Origin of the sequence: Pseudomonas sp. PS01301, from assembly GCF_029960215.1 — a bacterium.
In the GTDB taxonomy this organism is placed as follows: Bacteria; Pseudomonadota; Gammaproteobacteria; order Pseudomonadales; family Pseudomonadaceae; genus Aquipseudomonas; species Aquipseudomonas coleopterorum.
This window is the reverse complement of the sequence record NZ_JASCPM010000026.1, coordinates 49,992-68,463: the sequence shown is the minus strand read 5'-3', so window position 1 is coordinate 68,463 and position 18,472 is coordinate 49,992. Positions and strand designations below refer to the sequence as shown.

15 protein-coding genes are annotated in these 18,472 nt (G+C 65.3%); 4 read left to right on the top strand and 11 right to left on the bottom strand.

Going from position 1 to position 18,472, the window contains the following annotated elements; all coding sequences use genetic code 11:
* Window positions 1–103: 103 nt before the first annotated feature.
* From urtD to cbiE, 10 genes are all read right to left on the bottom strand, one after another.
* On the bottom strand, window positions 104–964 hold the full coding sequence (gene urtD / locus QMX89_RS14840; protein ID WP_056844351.1) for an urea ABC transporter ATP-binding protein UrtD: 861 nt from the start codon (window positions 962–964) through the stop codon (window positions 104–106).
* Complete coding sequence (urtC, locus tag QMX89_RS14835) at window positions 961–2,040, bottom strand: urea ABC transporter permease subunit UrtC (RefSeq protein ID WP_043191047.1); 1,080 nt, start codon at window positions 2,038–2,040, stop codon at window positions 961–963. Before urtC ends, urtD begins: the two co-directional genes overlap by 4 nt.
* A complete protein-coding gene (gene urtB, locus QMX89_RS14830; protein WP_282348769.1) occupies window positions 2,040–3,605 on the bottom strand; it encodes an urea ABC transporter permease subunit UrtB in 1,566 nt (521 codons plus the stop codon). Before urtB ends, urtC begins: the two co-directional genes overlap by 1 nt.
* A gap of 191 nt (window positions 3,606–3,796) precedes the next feature.
* Window positions 3,797–5,062: an urea ABC transporter substrate-binding protein gene (gene urtA, locus QMX89_RS14825; RefSeq protein ID WP_049861991.1), complete on the bottom strand. Its 1,266-nt coding sequence runs from the start codon at window positions 5,060–5,062 to the stop codon at window positions 3,797–3,799.
* A 328-nt stretch (window positions 5,063–5,390) separates the two neighbouring features.
* Window positions 5,391–6,752, bottom strand: a complete 1,362-nt coding sequence (locus tag QMX89_RS14820; protein WP_282348768.1) for a PepSY domain-containing protein — start codon at window positions 6,750–6,752, stop codon at window positions 5,391–5,393.
* A 153-nt stretch (window positions 6,753–6,905) separates the two neighbouring features.
* The gene (locus tag QMX89_RS14815) at window positions 6,906–7,325 is read right to left on the bottom strand and encodes a DUF2946 domain-containing protein (protein ID WP_282348767.1); all 420 of its coding nucleotides are present in this window, start codon (window positions 7,323–7,325) and stop codon (window positions 6,906–6,908) included.
* A gap of 17 nt (window positions 7,326–7,342) precedes the next feature.
* Window positions 7,343–7,795 (bottom strand): copper chaperone PCu(A)C, encoded by a 453-nt coding sequence (locus QMX89_RS14810; protein ID WP_282348775.1) that lies wholly within the window; start codon window positions 7,793–7,795, stop codon window positions 7,343–7,345.
* Between the two features lie 110 nt (window positions 7,796–7,905).
* Window positions 7,906–8,631, bottom strand: a complete 726-nt coding sequence (locus QMX89_RS14805) for a cobalt-precorrin-6A reductase (protein ID WP_282348766.1) — start codon at window positions 8,629–8,631, stop codon at window positions 7,906–7,908.
* Window positions 8,628–9,725, bottom strand: coding sequence for a cobalt-precorrin-5B (C(1))-methyltransferase (locus tag QMX89_RS14800; protein WP_282348765.1), 1,098 nt, complete (start codon window positions 9,723–9,725; stop codon window positions 8,628–8,630). Before QMX89_RS14800 ends, QMX89_RS14805 begins: the two co-directional genes overlap by 4 nt.
* Window positions 9,718–10,926, bottom strand: a complete 1,209-nt coding sequence (cbiE, locus tag QMX89_RS14795) for a precorrin-6y C5,15-methyltransferase (decarboxylating) subunit CbiE (protein ID WP_282348764.1) — start codon at window positions 10,924–10,926, stop codon at window positions 9,718–9,720. The genes QMX89_RS14800 and cbiE overlap by 8 nt, the downstream gene beginning before the upstream one ends.
* 42 nt (window positions 10,927–10,968) lie before the next feature.
* Between cbiE and cobG the strand changes: the two genes are divergently transcribed.
* From cobG to cobJ, 4 genes are read left to right on the top strand one after another with little or no spacing between them, the layout of a single operon-like run.
* Window positions 10,969–12,456 carry a precorrin-3B synthase gene (gene cobG, locus QMX89_RS14790; protein WP_282348763.1) on the top strand — a complete coding sequence of 496 codons (1,488 nt, stop codon included), beginning with the start codon at window positions 10,969–10,971 and terminating at the stop codon, window positions 12,454–12,456.
* On the top strand, window positions 12,449–13,075 hold the full coding sequence (locus QMX89_RS14785) for a precorrin-8X methylmutase (protein ID WP_049861983.1): 627 nt from the start codon (window positions 12,449–12,451) through the stop codon (window positions 13,073–13,075). The genes cobG and QMX89_RS14785 overlap by 8 nt, the downstream gene beginning before the upstream one ends.
* Window positions 13,075–13,806 carry a precorrin-2 C(20)-methyltransferase gene (locus tag QMX89_RS14780; RefSeq protein ID WP_122744044.1) on the top strand — a complete coding sequence of 244 codons (732 nt, stop codon included), beginning with the start codon at window positions 13,075–13,077 and terminating at the stop codon, window positions 13,804–13,806. The genes QMX89_RS14785 and QMX89_RS14780 overlap by 1 nt, the downstream gene beginning before the upstream one ends.
* Window positions 13,806–15,497 carry a precorrin-3B C(17)-methyltransferase gene (cobJ, locus tag QMX89_RS14775; RefSeq protein ID WP_282348762.1) on the top strand — a complete coding sequence of 564 codons (1,692 nt, stop codon included), beginning with the start codon at window positions 13,806–13,808 and terminating at the stop codon, window positions 15,495–15,497. The genes QMX89_RS14780 and cobJ overlap by 1 nt, the downstream gene beginning before the upstream one ends.
* A gap of 184 nt (window positions 15,498–15,681) precedes the next feature.
* Here the strand turns inward: cobJ and QMX89_RS14770 are convergent, their stop codons facing one another.
* The gene (locus QMX89_RS14770; protein WP_056844342.1) at window positions 15,682–18,447 is read right to left on the bottom strand and encodes a hybrid sensor histidine kinase/response regulator; all 2,766 of its coding nucleotides are present in this window, start codon (window positions 18,445–18,447) and stop codon (window positions 15,682–15,684) included.
* Window positions 18,448–18,472: the final 25 nt, after the last annotated feature.

Below are 18,472 nucleotides of genomic sequence, written 5' to 3'. Positions count from 1 at the left end.
GGTCTTGTCCTTGTTGTTGCAGTGTCTGAGTGGGCCTCTTCGCGGCCGCTGACCGCTCCTACAGTCGATTATCGTAGGAGCGGTCAGCGGCCGCGAACGGACCTCAACGCCCCAGATAAACCTCGATCACTCGCTCATCGGCCTGCACCGCCTCGAGCGAACCTTCAGCCAACACGCTGCCCTGATGCAGCACGGTGACATGGTCGGCAATCGAGCCGACGAACCCCATGTCATGCTCCACCACCATCAATGAATGCTTGCCGGCCAGGGTCTTGAACAGCTCGGCGGTGAACTCGGTTTCGGCGTCGGTCATCCCTGCCACCGGTTCGTCGAGCAGCAGTAATTGCGGGTCTTGCACCAGCAGCATGCCGATCTCCAGAAACTGCTTCTGTCCGTGGGACAACAGACCGGCCGGGCGATCGACCGACGCGCTCAGGCGAATGGTTTCCAGCACTTCGGCGATGCGGTCGCGCTGCTCGCCGGTCAGCCGCGCGCGCAGGCTGGCCCAGACCGACTTGTCGGTCTTCTGCGCCAGCTCCAGGTTTTCGAACACGCTCAAGGCTTCGAACACCGTCGGCTTCTGGAACTTGCGACCGATGCCGGCCTGGGCGATCTGCACCTCGCTCATGTGGGTCAGGTCCAGGGTTTCGCCGAACCAGGCCTTGCCCGTGGTGGGTCGGGTCTTGCCGGTGATCACGTCCATCAGGGTGGTCTTGCCGGCACCGTTGGGGCCGATGATGCAGCGCAGCTCGCCGACGCCGATGTACAGGTTGAGGTCGTTGAGCGCCTTGAACCCGTCGAAGCTGACGCTGATGTCTTCCAGGGTCAGAATCGTCCCGTGTCGGGTGTTCAGCCCCGGACCGCTGGCCTGGCCCAGGCCGATCGCATCGCGGCTGGTGCCGGCGTCGCTGTTGGGGTCGAGGATCGGTTCGAGCATGAACTCGCCGGTAGCGGTGATTCTCATTGTTCACCTCTCTTCTTCAACAGGCCGATCACACCCTTGGGCAGGTACAAGGTGACGATGATGAACAGTGCGCCGAGGAAGAACAGCCAGTATTCGGGAAACGCCACGGTGAACCAGCTCTTCATGCCATTGACGATGCCGGCGCCCAGCAGCGGTCCGATCAGCGTGCCGCGCCCGCCCAGAGCCACCCACACGGCGGCTTCGATGGAGTTGGTCGGCGACATCTCGCTGGGGTTGATGATCCCCACCTGCGGCACGTACAGCGCGCCGGCCAGACCGCAGAGCACGGCGCTGAGCACCCAGACGAACAGCTTGAATCCGCGTGGATCGTAACCGCAGAACATCAGCCGGTTTTCGGCGTCGCGCAGCGCGGTCAGCACCCGGCCGAACTTGCTGCGGGCCAGGCGCCAGCCCAGGTACAGGCTCAGCACCAGCAACGCCACGGTGAGCAGGAACAGCACGGCGCGCGTGCCTTGCGAGGTGATGCTGAAGCCCAGAATGCTGCGGAAGTTGGTGAAGCCGTTGTTGCCGCCGAAGCCGGTTTCGTTGCGAAAGAACAGCAGCATGCCGGCGAAGGTCAGGGCCTGGGTCATGATCGAAAAATAGACGCCCTTGATCCGCGAGCGGAAGGCGAAGAAACCGAACACCAGGGCCAGCACGCCCGGCGCCAGCACCGCCAGGCACAGGGCCCAGAGGAAATGTTCGGTACCGACCCAGAACCAGGGCAGTTCGGTCCATGAGAGAAACGTCATGAAGGCCGGCAGGCCATCCCCGGCCGCCTCGCGCATCAGGTACATGCCCATGGCGTAGCCGCCCAGGGCGAAGAACAGGCCGTGGCCCAGGGACAGCAGGCCGGCGTAGCCCCAGACCAGGTCCAGCGCCAGAGCGACGATGGCGTAGCAGAGAATCTTGCCGACCAGGGTCAGGGTGTAGGCCGAGACCTGCAAGCCGTTGCTGGCCGGCAGCAGCGACAGCAGCGGCAGGGCGATGAGGATCGCCAGGACCACGACGCCGATGGCGAGGGTCACTTTCGGGCCGGCTTTCTGCGCGGCAGTGAGCATCAGTGGCTGATTCATCAGTCGATCACCCGTCCTTTCAGTGCGAAGAGGCCTTGCGGACGTTTCTGGATGAACAGAATGATCAGCGCGAGGATGAGGATCTTGCCCAGCACCGCACCGATCTGCGGTTCCAGGATCTTGTTGGCGATGCCCAGGCCGAACGCGGCGGACACGCTACCGGCCAGTTGGCCGACGCCGCCCAGTACCACCACCAGAAACGAGTCGATGATGTAGCTCTGGCCCAGGTCCGGGCCGACGTTGCCGATCTGGCTCAGGGCTACGCCACCCAGGCCGGCGATGCCCGAGCCCAGACCGAAGGCGAGCATGTCGACACGACCGGTGGGCACCCCACAGCAGGCGGCCATGTTGCGGTTCTGAGTGACGGCGCGCACGTTCAGACCCAGGCGGGTCTTGTTCAGCAGCAGCCAGGTCAGGACCACCACGAACAGCGCGAAGGCGATGATGACGATGCGGTTGTACGGCAGCACCAGGTTGGGCAGCACCTGCCAGCCGCCCGAGAGCCCGGCGGGGTTGGCCACTTCCACGTTCTGCGCGCCGAAGATCAGGCGAATCGCCTGGATCAGCATCAGGCTGATGCCCCAGGTCGCCAGCAGGGTTTCCAGCGGGCGACCGTACAGATGACGAATCACCGTGCGTTCCAGAATCATGCCGACGCCTGCGGTGACGAAGAACGCCACGGGCAGGGCGATCAACGGGTAGTACTCGATGGCGCCGGGGGCGATGCGCTGGATCAGCATCTGCACGACATAGGTCGAGTAGGCGCCGAGCATCAGCATTTCCCCGTGGGCCATGTTGATCACACCGAGCAGGCCGAAGGTGATCGCCAGGCCCAGAGCGGCCAGCAGCAGGATCGAGCCCAGGGACATGCCGCTGAAGGCCTGGCCAAGGATGTCGCCGATCATCAGCTTGCGCTTCACCTGAGCCAGGCTGGTCTCGGCGGCGGTGCGCACGCCCGGGTCGGTTTCCACGCCCGGCGCCAGCAGGTTTTCCAGACGGGTGCGGGCCAGGGGCTCACCGGTTTCGCCCAGCAGGCGCACCGCAGCCAATCGCACGGCGGGCTCGGGAGCGACCAGTTGCAGGTTGGCCAGGGCCAGGGTCAGGGCGGTCTTCACCGTTTCGTCCTGTTCCCCAGTGGTTTGGCGGTCGAGCAAGGCCAGTTGGTTGGGCTGTGCCGAGCGTTGCAGTTGCTGCGCAGCGGCGAGGCGAACCTGCGCGTTTTCGCTCAGCAGTTGGTGGCTGGCGAGGGCGGTTTCCACCAGGCCGCGCAGGCGGTTGTTCAGGCGCAGCTTGCGCACCGGTTCCACGGCCGCGGCGGTGCCGTCGGCGGGAGTCATCTGGCCATTGGTTTCGATGAACGGTTTTTTCTCGGCGTCGGCGGCAACCCGGCCTTCCTGCAAGGCGTCGAGCAGTTCGAGCCGTGCCGGGTCCGGCTGTGCGGCCCAGGCTTCCAGCAGGCGGACCTGCTCGGCAGACGAGGCGCCGGTGAAATCACTGGCGTCGTTGGCGCTGGCCATCAGTGGCAGCAGCAGGACGACAGTGACGAGGAATTTGATGAGGGACATGGCAAGTCCTTTGAATTGACGGCAATGGCGGCCGCAGACCGCCCCACAGAAACCTTGCGGCCCTTTGTAGGAGCGGTCATTGGCCGCGAAGGGCCACCAAGGTCTGTCATGCACACCACGGTGCCCCTTCGCGGCCGATGACCGCTCCTACAGCAGTCCGCTTACACGACGGCTGTGGGAGGCTGGTTGGATCAGTTGCTCTTCACAGCGTGATCCGGCTTCTTGTCGTTACCCGGAATGTAAGGGCTCCATGGCTGGGCACGGATCGGCTCCTTGGTCTGCCACACCACGTTGAACTGACCGTTGTCCTCGATCTCACCGATCATCACCGGCTTGTGCAGGTGGTGGTTGGTCTTGTCCATGGTCAGGGTGTAGCCCGACGGCGCGGCGAAGGTCTGACCGGCCATGGCTTCACGTACCTTGTCCACGTCGGTGGACTTGGCCTGGTTGGCGGCCTGGGCCCACATGTTGATGCCCACGTAGGTCGCTTCCATCGGGTCGTTGGTGACCACGGTGGCGGCGTTCGGCAGGTTCTTGGCCTTGGCGTAGGCTTTCCAGTCGGCGACGAACTGGGTGTTTTCCTTGTTCTCTACCGACTGGAAGTAGTTCCACGCTGCCAGGTTGCCCACCAGCGGCTTGGTGTCGATGCCGCGCAGTTCTTCTTCGCCGACCGAGAACGCCACGACCGGGACGTCGGTGGCCTTCAGGCCTTGGTTGGCCAGTTCCTTGTAGAACGGCACGTTGGAGTCGCCGTTGACGGTGGAGATGACGGCAGTTTTGCCGCCGGCAGAGAATTTCTTGATGTTGGCAACGATGGTCTGGTAGTCCGAGTGACCGAACGGGGTGTAGACCTCTTCGATGTCCTTGTCGGCCACGCCCTTGGAGTGCAGGAAGGCGCGCAGAATCTTGTTGGTGGTGCGTGGGTAGACGTAGTCGGTGCCCAGCAGGAAGTAGCGCTTGGCCGCGCCGCCGTCTTCGCTCATCAGGTACTCGACCGCCGGGATCGCCTGCTGATTGGGCGCCGCGCCAGTGTAGAAGACGTTCGGCGACATCTCTTCACCTTCGTACTGCACGGGGTAGAACAGCAGGCCGTTGAGCTCTTCGAAGACCGGCAGCACCGACTTGCGCGACACCGACGTCCAGCAGCCGAACACCACCGCCACCTTGTCCTGGGTGATCAACTGCCGTGCCTTCTCGGCGAACAACGGCCAGTTGGACGCCGGGTCCACCACCACGGCCTCGAGCATCTTGCCATTCACGCCGCCCTTGGCGTTGATCTGGTCGATGGTCATCAGGGCCATGTCTTTCAGAGAAGTCTCCGAGATCGCCATGGTGCCGGACAGCGAATGCAGGATGCCGACCTTGATGGTCTCGGCGGCCTGAATCGTCCAGGACAAGCCCATGGCAGCGATCGATGCGGAAAGGGTGAACGCCTTGATCAAGCTGCGACGCTTCATTGTGCAATCTCCATGTACGAATGTTTTTTTAGTGAGGCAGATGGGGACTTCTCAGCGGAGCTTTGCAAGGGGTGTGCCGAAGCGCGCGCAGGTGCGGGATAGGGGGCGAGGGAGGGCTGGGACGAATATCGGCCGCACCGCGTTGGTGCTCGATCCGAACGGTGGTGCGTTTCAGTGGATGGTATTGGTGCGCCGGATTTCATCTCAGCCGGACGACGAACCGCGTTGCCCGCCGACGCGGCTTGCGCTGCCGTTGCGGGTGCACTTCGATTCCCTGTAGCAGCGGTGCAAGCCGCGTCCGGTCGCACCGCAGATACAGCTGGATGACTCAGATCGCTTCGATCGGCGGCCGCAGGCGCACCACCATCTGGTCCACCGCCCAGATCAGCAACAGCGACACACCCACCAACGGAAACGCCACGCCAATCGCAATCATCACCCCGACCGCCACCTTCCATCGCGGCAGATCATGGCGCAGCGGCGGTACACCGAGCTTGCCCTGGGGCCGGCGCTTCCACCAGATCACCAAGCCACTGACCGAACTGAGCAGGATCATCAGGCAAATCAGCAGCACGATGATCTGATTGATCGGCCCGAACATCTTGCCCTCGTGCAGCATCACCCCGGTTTCAGTGGCGCGCGCGACCAAACCGTAGTGCTCCCAGCGCACGTCGGCCAGCACCTCGCCGCTGTACTGATCGATGTGCAGGGTCGCGTCGTTGCGCGGATCGTCAGCGAAGACCGCCACAGTGAACACGCCGCTCGCGGTGCTCGGCAGGGTGATGCTGTAGCCGGGCTCCACCTGCAACCGCGTGGCCGTGTCGACCACGCTCTGCAGGCTGACCAACGGCGCTGCCGGGGCGTGCATGTGCCCGCCATGGCCCATGTGCTCGGCATGTGCCCCGGTGGACTCGGGCATGGGCGTGTTTTCCATGGCCCAGGGCACGGTCTGGCGGTGGGCCTGGTTGAGCTGGCCGGCCTGCTCGTCGGACTTGGGCATGGCGTTCCACATGGCGTCAGGGAAGCGGTTCCACACCTGGGCGTACTGCTTGCCCCAGAACCCGGTCCAGGTCATGCCGCTGAGCAGCATGATCAGCAGCAACGCTGCGCCCCAGAAACCGACCGTCGCGTGGAGGTCGCGCCACAGCGCCCGGCCCCGGCTGCGCCAGCGCGGCCAGAGCACACCGCTGGCGGCATTGCCGCGTGGCCACCACAGGTACAGGCCGGAGATCACCAGCACGATGCCCCAGCCGGCAGCCAGCTCGATCAGCCGATCACCCACGGTGCCGATCATCAACTCGCCATGCAGGGCCCTCGCCACGGCCTGCAGGTTCCACCTGGCGTCCTGCTCGCCCAGCAGCTCGCCGGTGTAGGGATTGAGGAATACGTTCAGCTCACGGCCATCGGTATGCACCACGAACTGGGCGCTGCGTTCGGCGGCGCTGGGCGGCAGGTACTGACCGATGGTGCCACGCGGGTAAGCATTGTGCGTGCGCAACAGCAGTTCGTCGGCACTCAGGCGCTGTTCGGCCACCGGCACCACCAGCAGATCGCGGTACATCCACGGGTCCAGTTGCGGCTTGAACAGGTAGATGATCCCGGTCAGCGCCAGCAGGATCATGAACGGCGCGACGAACAGCCCGGCGTAGAAATGCCAGCGCCAGGCAAGGTTGTAGAAGGAGGTTTTCATAGGTGAAAGGTGTTCCAACGGTATCGTTGTGCTCAACGTTGACCAATGCACTGCCAATGCCGACCTGTGGGAGCGGGGCGGACGGCAAGTCCTCTACCCGCGAATAGGCCTGCGCAGACACCGCATCAGTTCACAGTCATTGGGATTCGACGATCACACCATTGAGGGCGGCGCACGCGTACGTGCGCCGGGGAACACCGCATGGGTCGCATGTCCCTGGCGAGGCCGGGCAACGAAGACACTCTGCGGGCGCTGCGAAGTTACACCCGCGATACCCAGCGTCTGTGGCAGCGCCGGGCAATGGAAGAACAGGCTGCAATAACCGCATTTCTCCATTAGAGCATGCAGTTCACCCCCAGCCGTGGCGCTACCGTGGTGCTCGCCATGGGCCTCGTGCTGCATGGCAGACATGGCGCCGTCCATGGCCATGGCGGACCGCTGGTGGTCCATCGGCATCGACTGGGAAATCAACGGCCCGATGAACATCATCAGCACTGCAAAGAGGCTGATCCAGCTGGCGCGGGCCTGGGCAGAAGGCCGAGAAGAAGGGCGCCTGGCGCTCGGGTGGCTCATCGGGTCAATTCATCGGCTCAATGCGCATGCTCGTCGGCATCGTCCTGCACCGGCGCCTGGGTGAGCACCTGCACCTCGACCACGAAATCACCCGCCTTGGCGAAATGCAGCGTTAGCGGGAAATGCTGGCCCGCCTGCAAGGGGCTGCTCAGCTTGACGTCCAGCAGCATTACGTGAAATGCCATGGGCGCGAACACCGCGTGGCCGCTGGCCGGAATGGTCACGCCTTGAACCTGCTGCATCTTCATCATGCCGTCCTGGTTGATGTGCTGATGCAGTTGCGCGTCACCGGCGATCGGCGTGTCGACGCTGGTCAGGGTGTCGTCGTCCAGCCCGCGGTTGCGCAATTCGAAATACACCGCGACGGTGGGCGCGTTGGGCGGCAGTTCCTGCGCCCAGGGTTCGACGATCAGCAGGTCACCGGCCTTGTATTGGCGGGCGTCGCCCTGCGCGGCGGCAGCGAGCAGCATGAGCACACAGGCAGACCAGAACCTTTTCATCGCAGACACCCCGGTACGAAAGCCGCCATTGTAGCAGCGGTGCAAGCCGCGTCGGCGGCCAACGCAGTAAATCTGGTGCGTTACTGGACGTATTGATTCATGTGCGCCAGCAGCGTTGCTGCATCCGTGAAGGTGCGATCCACCTGCGGCAGGAGCGGGCGCTTGAGCACCAGCACCGGAAGCCCCAACTCCCTTGCCACCTGCAGCTTGGGCTCGGTGGCACCGCTGCCGCTGTTCTTGCTGATCAGCACATCGATGCTGCGCTGGGCGAACAAGGCGCGTTCGTCTTCCAGGCGGAAGGGGCCGCGGGCGCCGATCACCTCGCAACGTGCCGTGCCGGGATAGGGGTCCAGCGCTCGCAAGGTCCAATGCTGATGGGGTGGAATCTCCTGCAGGTGTTCCAGCGGCTCGCGACCCAGGGTGAACAGCGGTCGCTGGAACGGCGCCAGCGCTTGCACCAGTTCAGCCCAGTCGGTCACTTCTCTCCAGTCGTCACCCGTCTGAGGCTGCCAGGCCGGACGTCGCAAAGCCCAGCACTCGATGCCCGCCAGGCCGGCCGCCTTGGCCGCATTGGCGCTGATCTGGGCGGCATAGGGGTGAGTCGCGTCAACCAGCAGCGTAATACCTTCGCTGCGGATATACGTCGCCAGCCCTTCGGCCCCGCCATACCCGCCGACGCGCACCTGGCAGCGCAGGTCGGTGGGCACGCGACCCACGCCGGCCAGGCTGTAGACGTGCTCCGGGCTCAAGGTCCGAGCGATCGCCAAGGCTTCGGTCACGCCACCCAGCAGCAGGATGCGCTTCATGGAGCGACCCCCGCCTGTCCGACGATCCCGCCCTGACGGTCGATGGCGAACACCTCCACCTGCACCCGATCCTGCACCACGCTGCGGGCGAACCGCCAGGCGTGACGACAGACTTCATCGCCCAGCTTCACACCTTCGGCATGGGCCAGGGCCAAGGCTTGCTGACTGGTGTTGGCCTCGCGAATCCGTGCTTGCAGATCAGGGGTTGCGCCGACGTCGCTCGCCCAACCCGCCAACTGCGTCAGATCGATGCTCGAATGGCGACTGTGCAGGTCCATGTGTCCGGCCGCCAGCTTGCTGATCTTGCCGAAACCGCCGCACAGGCTGAGTTTGTCCAAGGGTACCTTGCGTACGTGTTTGAGCACCGCGCCGACGAAGTCGCCCATCTCGATCAAGGCAATCTCGGGCAGCGCGTAGACCTCGCGCATGGTGTCCTCGCTGGCATTGCCGGTGCACGCGGCGATGTGCCGGTAGCCGTTGGTGGTCGCTACATCGATGCCCTGATGGATGGAGGCGATATAGGCCGCGCACGAAAAAGGCCGCACGATACCGCTGGTGCCCAGGATCGACAGCCCGCCGAGGATGCCCAGGCGTGGGTTCATGGTCTTGAGGGCCAGGCTGGCGCCGTTCTCGACGTTGACGGTGACCTCGAAGCCACCGCCGTAGCCATGCTCTTCGGCCAGGCGCGTCAGGTGTTCGTCGATCATTCGCCGTGGAACCGGATTGATCGCCGGTTCACCCACGCCCAGCACCAGTCCTGGTCGGGTGACGGTCCCCACGCCTTCGCCCGCCACGAAGTGGATGCCGGGCGCATCGAGCAAACGCACCTGGGTGTACAGCAGGGCGCCGTGGGTCACATCCGGATCGTCGCCGCCGTCCTTGAGCGTACCGGCTTCGGCACCGTCGGCATTCAGCCGACAGAACTCCAGGCGCATCGACACCTGCTTGCCCTTGGGCAGCACGATATGCACCGCATCGCTGGCGCCACCGCCCAGCAACAGCCGCGCAGCCGCCAGACTGGTCGCCGTGGCGCAGCTGCCGGTGGTCAGGCCGCTGCGCAACGGGGCCGGTTGCTCCGCCGTTTCTTCACGCATCGAGGGGCTTGACCGTGTCGAGCAGGGTGATCGGCAATGCCTGGCGCCAGGTGTCGAACTCGCCCAGCGGGGCCGCCTGGGCAATGTGCAGCCGGGTCAGCTCGCCACCGTAGCGCTCGCGCCATTGCACCAGGGCCAGCTCACTCTGCAGGGTGACCGCGTTGGCCACCAGACGACCGCCGGGTTTGAGCGCTGCCCAGCAATCGGCCAGCACGTTCTCGCGGGTCACGCCGCCGCCGACGAAGATCGCGTCGGGTGCGGGCAAACCGGCCAGCGCGCCCGGCGCCCGCCCGCGCACCAGTTGCAGGCCGGGCACACCCAAGGCATCGCGGTTGTGTTCGATAAAGGCCTGTCGACCTTCGTCGGACTCGACCGCGATGGCGCGGCAGCTGGGATGCGCGCGCATCCATTCGATCCCGATCGAGCCACAGCCGGCGCCCACGTCCCACAGCAGCTCTCCCGGTCGGGGCGCCAGGCGCGCCAGGGTCACCGCGCGAACGTCGCGCTTGGTCAGTTGGCCGTCGTGGCGAAAGGCAGTGTCGGGCAGGCCGGCCAGCGGGGACAGACGCGGGGCGTCCGGGCTGGCCTGGCAGTCGATGGCGATGAGGTTCAGCGCGGCGATGTCGGGAAAATCATCGGTGGCGCTACCGTCGATGCGCCGTTCCTTCGCTCCTCCGAGGTGTTCCAGCACGGTCACGCGGCTGAGGCCGAAGCCGCGTTCGCGCAGCAGCTCGGCAACGGCCCGCGGGCTCGTACCATCGTTGCTCAAGACCAGCAGGCGCTGGCCGCTGTACAGGTGTGCAGCCAACGCCGCTACCGGGCGCGCCACCACCGAGAGGGTCACCACGTCCTGCAGGGCCCAGCCCAGACGCGCGGCGGCCAGTGAATAGGAAGACGGCGAGGGCAGCACGTGCATCTGCTCGGCTGGAATCTGTCGCGCCAGACTGGCGCCCACGCCGTAGAGCATCGGGTCACCACTGGCCAGCACGCAGACCGCCTCGCCGGGTTCGGCCAGCACAGCGTCGAGGCTGAACGGGCTGGGCCAGACGACCTGGGTACCGACGATGCAGCGCGGCAGCAATTCGAGCTGGCGCGGGCTGCCGACGATGCGCCGGGCGCTCAACAGCGCTCGGCGTGCCTGTTTACCCAGCCCCGCAAAACCGTCTTCACCGATACCTACCAGGGTCAGCCAGGCCGACATGAATATCCCTCATACAAAACTATTCCGACGGGCAGACTTTTCATGCCTTCGGCCAAAGCAGGCATAATACCGCGCCTTACCCTTTCCAGTGGTTTTTCGCGCGTGCCCGGTGCCCCTTTGAACAAGACCTCGAACGTTGTCCGCCCCTCGGCGTGTCCGGGGTTGCTGCGTATCGTTCAGGCGTTGGACGGGGGCATCTGCCGCATCAAGCTGGCCGGTGGCGAGTTGCGCGCCGACCAGGCCGATGCCGTAGCCGAAGCGGCCGAGCGCCATGCTCATGGCACGATCGAGGCGACCAACCGCGCCAACCTGCAGATCCGTGGCATCGGTGAGCAGCGGCAGGCCCTGATCGAGCATCTGCTGCAGGCCGGTCTGGGCCCGCGAGAGGCGGCCGGTGACGATGTGCGCAACGTCATGCTCAGCCCCACGGCAGGCATCGACCCTCAACAGGTGGCGGATACACGCCCGTTGGCCGCGAAGATCATCCACAGCTTGGAAACCGAGCCGCGCTTTCATGCGTTGTCGGCCAAGTTCGCCGTGCAACTGCAGGGCGGCGAGCGCCTGGCGATGCTCGATCACCACCATGACCTTTGGCTGTCGGCCTTCGAGCGAGACGGGCAGTGCATGTGGGCGTTCGGACTGGCCGGCTGCCCCGGAAGCGACGCTGCCGTGGGCGCAGTGCCCTTCGACCATGGCCATGCCCTGGTGGTGGCGGTGCTGGAGCAGTTCCTCGAACGGGCGCGCCCAGAGCACACCCGAATGCGTGATCTGCTCGCCGACACGGACGCCCTTTTCGCAGGCAAAGGGCTCAGCCACCAACACAGCGGCAGCAGCGACGCGGAACCTGTGGGAGCGGGGCGGGCGGCTGAGCTCTCTGCCCGCGAAGAGGCCACTACTGACACCACTCAAGCATTCCTCAGCACCCTGGGTCTGCCTGTTTGCCCTGCACCACTGGACAAGCCCATAGCCACCTTCAAACTGGGCATCCAGCCACAGCGCCAACCAGGCCTGAGCTTCATCAGCGCCCTGGCTCCCCTGGGACGGTTGACCCCAGCCATGCTGCGCGGCGCCGCCCAGCTCGCTCGCGACCACGGCAACGGCACCCTGCGCATGACCCCCTGGCAAGGCCTGCTGTTGCCCGATCTACACGATCCCGAGCCGGTGCTGCGAGCCCTGACCGCGTTGGGCTTCATCACCGGTGCGCAGCAGCCACTGGCCGCGATGATCGCCTGCACGGGCGCCAGCGGCTGTGCCAAGGGCCTGGCCGACACCAAGGCTGACGCCGTTCGCCTGGCCGCCCTATTGCCCGGTCAAGCGCCGCTGAGCGTCCATCTGAGTGGCTGTTCTCGCTCATGCGCCGCCGCCCATGTCGCTCCGGCGACCCTGCTGGCCAGCGCCGCCGGCCACTACGACCTGTATCTACGCGCAGCCGGGGTACCCGGATTCGGGACCCTGCTCGCGCGCCATCTTTCACTGGATGCGGCCGCTGCCCTGCTGCGCGACCGCTCACGGAGCGACACCCATGATTGACTACATCCGCGATGGTCAGGAGATCTATCGCAACTCCTTCGCCATCATTCGTGCCGAAGCGAAGCTGGACCAGATCCCCGCCGACCTGGAAAAACTCGCCGTGCGGGTCATTCACGCCTGCGGCATGGTCGATGTCGTCCAGGACCTGCGTTTCTCCCCCGGTGCCGGCAAGGCCGGACGCGATGCTCTGGCAGCCGGTGCACCCATCCTGTGCGACGCGCGCATGGTCGCCGAAGGCATCACCCGCGCCCGCCTGCCCGCCAACAACCCAGTGATCTGCACCCTCAAGGACGACAGCGTGCCCGCCCTGGCCCAGGCCCTGGGCAATACCCGTTCGGCGGCAGCGCTGGAGCTGTGGCGGCCCCATCTGGCCGGCTCGGTGGTGGTCATCGGCAACGCGCCGACCGCGCTGTTCCACCTGCTTGACATGATCGATGCCGGCGCGCCCAAGCCCGCTCTGATCCTGGGCTTTCCGGTCGGCTTCGTCGGCGCTGCCGAGTCCAAGGCTATGCTCGCGGCCGACAGCCGTGGCGTGCCGTTCGTCATCGTCGAAGGTCGCAAGGGCGGTAGCGCCATGGCGGCCGCAGCGGTCAATGCATTGGCCACGGAGGTCGAATGATGCAACCGCGTGGCCGTCTGCTGGGACTGGGCGTGGGCCCGGGCGATCCCGAACTGATCACCGTGAAAGCGCTGCGCCTGTTGCGCGAGGCGCCCGTGGTGGCCTATTTCGTCGCCAAGGGCAAGAAGGGCAACGCCTTCGGCATCATCGAAGGCCATCTGCAGGCGCAGCAGACCTTGCTGCCGCTGGTCTACCCGGTCACCACCGAGGCACTGCCCGCGCCCCTGTCCTATGAACAGGTGATCAGCGATTTTTACGACGCCGCCAGCCTGGACGTCGCCGCGCACCTGGATGCCGGCCGCGACGTGGCGGTGATCTGCGAAGGCGATCCGTTCTTCTACGGCTCCTACATGTACCTGCACGATCGACTCGCCGAGCGCTATGAAGCCCAAGTGATTCCCGGCGTCTGCTCGATGCTCGGCGGCGCCTCGGTGCTGGGTGCGCCGCTGGTGTACCGCAATCAGAGCCTTTCGGTGCTGTCGGGCGTGCTCCCGGCGGATGATCTCAAGCGTCGTCTGGCCGACGCCGACGCCGCAGTCATCATGAAGCTGGGCCGCAACTTTCCCAAGGTTCGCCAGGTGCTGGCCGAACTCGGCTTGGCCGAGCGCGCGCTGTACGTCGAGCGCGCGACCATGGCCAATCAGAAGGTCGTCCCCCTGGCCGAAGTCGATCCGACCTCGTCGCCGTATTTTTCCTTGATCATCGTTCCGGGTGAGAGGTGGCAAGGCTGATGAACGCTCCAGCAATCGTGATTCTCGGCAGTGGCGCACTGGCCACCGCGCGGCGCCTGCAGCAATGCTATCCACAGGCGCTGATCCACGGCCTGGCCGAGCGCGTGACCGATGTCGACCGCAGCTACCAGGACTTCGGTGCCACCTTGCGTCAGCTGTATCAGCAAGACACGCCGATCATCGCCCTGTGCGCGGCAGGTATCGTCATCCGCAGCCTGGCGCCGGTCCTGCTGGAGAAGGGCGCCGAGCCTCCGGTGCTGGCCGTGGCCGAGGACGGCAGCGCCGTCGTGCCGCTGTTAGGAGGCCTGGCCGGGGTCAACGTGCTGGCTCGTGAAATCGCTGCAGGGCTGGGCATCGCCGCCGCGATCACCACCAGCGGCGAATTGCGCTTCGGCACCTGCCTGCTCAATCCGCCCAGTGGCTACGCCCTGGCCGATCTGGAGCTGGGCAAGCGCTTCGTTTCCGACTTGCTGGCCGGTGAAGCCGTGCGTGTCGAAGGCGCAGCGCCGTGGCTGGCCGATGCGCGCCTGCCCGAGGATGCCCAGGCGCGGCTGACCATCCATGTCGGCAGCGAGGCGCGGCAGCCCTCGGCCAACGAGCTGCTCATCCACCCATGCAACGTGCTGGTCGCGGTGAGTGCGGCGCAGCCCGAACTGGCCGAGTCCGTGCGTGACGCGCTGCAGCGCAGCGGCATTGCCCTGCCATCGCTGGCGTGCCTGCTGGCGAACGAGCGCGACATGGCTGATCCGGTACTGCATGAAGCCGCGGCAGCGTTGGCCGTGCCGCTGCGCTTTGCCGCGGCGCAAGGCTCGCTGGCACAACTGGCCCTCCAAGCAGTGCCGCAGTCGTCCCCCATCGCGATCGGCAAGCACGTGGCGATCGCCGTGGCTGATCAGCCGTTGGACATTGCCAGCATCGGCCTGCCGCGCGGACGTCTGGCGGTGATCGGCCTGGGCCCCGGCGCTGCCGACCTCATGGTCCCGGCGGTCAAAGCGGAACTGGCGCGTGCCAACGATGTGCTGGGGTACGAGACCTACGTGCGCATGGCCGGTCCGTTCCGCGCCGATCAGGTGTTGCACTGCACCGACAACCGCGAAGAAATGCAACGTGCCCGCCATGCGTTCGAGTTGGCGGCTCAGGGCCGCTCGGTGGTGGTAGTCTCGTCCGGTGATCCTGGCGTGTTCGCCATGGCGGCCGCCGTGCTGGAGGCGCTGCACGAATCCACCGATCCGCGCTGGCATGCAGTGGAACTGGAGATGCTGCCGGGCGTTTCGGCCTCCCTGGCCACCGCAGCACAGGCCGGCGCGCCGCTGGGCCACGATTTCTGCGTGCTGTCGCTGTCCGACAACCTCAAGCCGTGGGCGATCATCGAGAAGCGTCTGGACCTGGCCTGCGAGGCCGACCTGGCCCTGGCGTTCTACAACCCGATTTCCCGCTCGCGCCCATGGCAATTGGGCAAGGCCCTGGACATCGTTCGCCAGCATCGCGCCCCCACTACCCCCATCGTTCTGGGGCGAGACATCGGCCGGCCCGGCCAGACCCTGCGCGTCATCACCTTGGGCGAGTTGACCCCCGAGCAGGTGGACATGCGCACCATGGTCCTGGTGGGTTCCTCCACCACCTGCACCTTCGCCAAGGCCGCAGGCGGCACCTGGGTCTATACCCCACGCTGGTACGGCAGCAAACCCTGATCTGCAAACGAACATCAACCGCTGCCACACTGCGCATTCCCTGACACACCGCGCACACTGCCGCCGAACGCCCCCCCCCCTGTAGCAGCGGCGCAAGCCGCGTCCGGCCACACCGCGCACTGCCTGACACACCGCGTATACAGCTGACGCGGCTCGCGCCGCTGCTACAGGGGCAGGTGCAGGATCAGAGGGTTTTCAAAGGCGGCACGATGGCCTCGCGCTGGGCCGCCCAATGCTCGACCAATTCGCGCAGCTGCGACATTTCGATCGGCTTGGCCATATGTCCGTCCATGCCGGCCTGGCGCGCCTGATCCTTGTGCTCGCTGAGGATGTGTGCGGTCAGCGCCACCACCGGCGTACGCACGCGCTGGTTGCCCATCTCCCACGCACGCAGCTGACGGGTGGCAGAAAAGCCATCGAGGATCGGCATTTCACAGTCCATCAGCACCAGGTCGTAGCGTTGGGCCTTCATCGCTCGCAAGGCTTCCTCACCATTGCTGGCGGTGTCCGGATGCAGGTTGAGCTTGCCGAGCATGCCGCGGATCACCTTGGTGGAAATGTTGTTGTCCTCGGCCACCAGGATGCGAAAGTCGCTGGGCAGGTCGATCGGCGGCAGGTGGGCAGCGGCAGGTGGCGGTGCCTCGATGTCGCCGCGATGGCTGAGCTCGTCGGCCAGGGTGGTCTTGAGCGTATAGCCGGCCACGGGCTTGGCCAGGATCCGTTTGATCCCGGCATTGCGCGCGACGATCTTGCTCGGCGCGTTGCTGATGCCAGTGAGCATGATCAGCAGAATATCGTGGTTCAGGCTTGGATCTTCCTTGATCTTCGCTGCCAGCTGCATGCCGGTCATGCCGGGCATATTCTGGTCCAGCAGGACCACATCGAAATAGTCACGCAAATGCGCCTTGGTGCGCAGCAGGGCCAAGGCTTCCTTGCCTGACGGCACCGAGCTGACGTTCAGGCCCCAGGCACTGCACTGCTGCACGAGCACCTTGCGGCAGGTTTCGTTGTCGTCGACCACCAGCACCCGTGCGTTCTTGAGCGGCAGATCGAGGTCCGAGCAGGGCTGTTCGAGTCGCTGCGGATCCAGCGGCAGGGTCAGCCACAGGGTACTGCCATGCTCGCTGCCGCTCTTGATGCCGAAATCCCCCTTCATCAACAGCACCAGTTGACGGGCGATCACCAGCCCCAAATGCCCGCTCAGGCGATTGCCGTCGAGCAGGTTGGTGCTGCGCAGCTCGGTGTGCAGCAGCGCTTCGCGTTCGGCGCTCGGCATCGGTTCGCCGCTGTCCTGCACGGCGATGCGCAGGCGCGGTGTGGCACTGCGCTGGTCGAGCGCCACTACCAGCAGGATCTCACCCTGGTCGGTCTTCTTCAGGGCGTTGTCCAACAGGCTCAGCAGCGCTTGGCGCAGGCGTGTAGGGTCACCGCTGATGACCCGCGGCACCTGCGGCTGGGTGAAGCTGATCAGTTCGATGTTCTGCTGCTCAGCCTTGGCGCGGAAGATGTTCAGGCAGTCTTCGATCAACGCGTGCAGGTCGAACTGCACATCGTCGAGCTCGATCTGTCCGGATTCGATCTTGGAAATATCCAGGATCTCGTTGATCAGACCGAGCAGCTCGTTGCCGGCACTGTGGATAGTCTGTACATAGTCGCGTTGCTTGACCGACAGCGGCGTGCCCAGCAACAGCTCGGTCATGCCCAGTACGCCGTTCATGGGTGTACGAATCTCGTGGCTGAGCTTGGCCAGAAATTCTGCCTTGGCGTTGATCTCGGCTGTGCTGGCCGCCAGTTGCCGGCTGGCGCTGTAGCGATCCTCACTGATGCTGCGCAGACGCTGGGTCAGGGCGGCATTGAGGATCACTCCGCCGACCATGGCGAATCCGAGCAAGGTAAAGATCAGCCATTGCGAAGGTGTGCGGGTCAGGCCGAGAAGCGCTGGCAGGACCACCAGGCAGCCCAGGTTGCACACCAGCAGACCCAGGCAGAACGTCCGTGCCGGGCGGTAGCCCTGCAGCCAGTGCCAGGCGCCGATCATCAGCATGGTCAGGCTGGTCAGAGCCAGCAGGCCGTAGGCGAAGAAGTTGAACGGCAGGCCGTCGACGAACAGCAGCAGCAACCCGCACAGGGCAATCAGCGCCACTTCGGCCTTGATGATGGTGTTGGAGCGCTGGTGTTGGCGCACGGCAAAGAAACGCAGGCAGAACAGCAGCCCGGTCACCGATGCCAGCAGCAGCGCACTGTAGGCAGCCGGCGTGCGCGCCCCCGGCCAGAGCGAAACCCAGGGTCCGGTGAAGTTGAACAGGATCAGCGCCGATGCCAGCAGGCATGCCTGGGAGCAGGCCAGCCACAGGCTGCTGCTGGAGCGCCGATGGGCGAAGCACATCAGGTTGTGCAGGATGAGCATGGCGACACAGCCCAACAGCAGACCGAACAGCAATGGCTCACGTTGGTCGGCGGCAGCCGCGGAAGACGATTGCAGCACGATGCTGGGACGAATCTGGTGTTCCGAAGCGATGCGCAGATAGACGTCCAGAGGCTTCTGGCTCACCGGCAGGGTCAGCAGATGATCACTGCTGGCCAGCGGGGCTTCAGTATTGACATCGGTGTCCGAGGAGGCGCGTCTGATGAGCGCGTCGGCATCGAGCACGTAGAAATCCAGCGCCTTGAGATCGGGGCAGAAAATCCGCAGCAACAATTCCTGGTCGCTCGGCGGCAGGCGGTAGTGCAGCCACAGCGCGCCGTTAGGTCCGGCGGCGTTGACCTGGCGCAGTTGCACGGGGGAGAACTGGTTCTGGAAGCGTTCGGAGCGCACGTCGCCCAACTGCAGCCGGCCATCCTCGTCCATCAGCATCGACCAGCCGCCCGCCGACTCTGCGTGAGCACCGAGCATACAGAGCAGGGCCAGCAGGCCCGCGGTGAATCCTATGGCAGTCCTGAGCCAGCGCAAGGCGAAATCCCTTCGTAGATGAATG

Excerpts from the sequence above, each read along its gene's own strand:
- QMX89_RS14800 (WP_282348765.1), bottom strand. The coding sequence starts at position 9,725 with ATGCGTGAAGAAACGGCGGAGCAACCGGCCCCGTTGCGCAGCGGCCTG.
- urtC (WP_043191047.1), bottom strand. The coding sequence starts at position 2,040 with ATGAATCAGCCACTGATGCTCACTGCCGCGCAGAAAGCCGGCCCGAAA.
- QMX89_RS14815 (WP_282348767.1), bottom strand. The coding sequence starts at position 7,325 with ATGAGCCACCCGAGCGCCAGGCGCCCTTCTTCTCGGCCTTCTGCCCAG.
- QMX89_RS14820 (WP_282348768.1), bottom strand. The coding sequence starts at position 6,752 with ATGAAAACCTCCTTCTACAACCTTGCCTGGCGCTGGCATTTCTACGCC.
- urtD (WP_056844351.1), bottom strand. The coding sequence starts at position 964 with ATGAGAATCACCGCTACCGGCGAGTTCATGCTCGAACCGATCCTCGAC.
- QMX89_RS14810 (WP_282348775.1), bottom strand. The coding sequence starts at position 7,795 with ATGCTGCTCGCTGCCGCCGCGCAGGGCGACGCCCGCCAATACAAGGCC.
- urtB (WP_282348769.1), bottom strand. The coding sequence starts at position 3,605 with ATGTCCCTCATCAAATTCCTCGTCACTGTCGTCCTGCTGCTGCCACTG.
- QMX89_RS14805 (WP_282348766.1), bottom strand. The coding sequence starts at position 8,631 with ATGAAGCGCATCCTGCTGCTGGGTGGCGTGACCGAAGCCTTGGCGATC.
- QMX89_RS14785 (WP_049861983.1), top strand. The coding sequence starts at position 12,449 with ATGATTGACTACATCCGCGATGGTCAGGAGATCTATCGCAACTCCTTC.
- QMX89_RS14780 (WP_122744044.1), top strand. The coding sequence starts at position 13,075 with ATGCAACCGCGTGGCCGTCTGCTGGGACTGGGCGTGGGCCCGGGCGAT.
- urtA (WP_049861991.1), bottom strand. The coding sequence starts at position 5,062 with ATGAAGCGTCGCAGCTTGATCAAGGCGTTCACCCTTTCCGCATCGATC.
- cbiE (WP_282348764.1), bottom strand. The coding sequence starts at position 10,926 with ATGTCGGCCTGGCTGACCCTGGTAGGTATCGGTGAAGACGGTTTTGCG.
- cobG (WP_282348763.1), top strand. The coding sequence starts at position 10,969 with ATGCCTTCGGCCAAAGCAGGCATAATACCGCGCCTTACCCTTTCCAGT.
- cobJ (WP_282348762.1), top strand. The coding sequence starts at position 13,806 with ATGAACGCTCCAGCAATCGTGATTCTCGGCAGTGGCGCACTGGCCACC.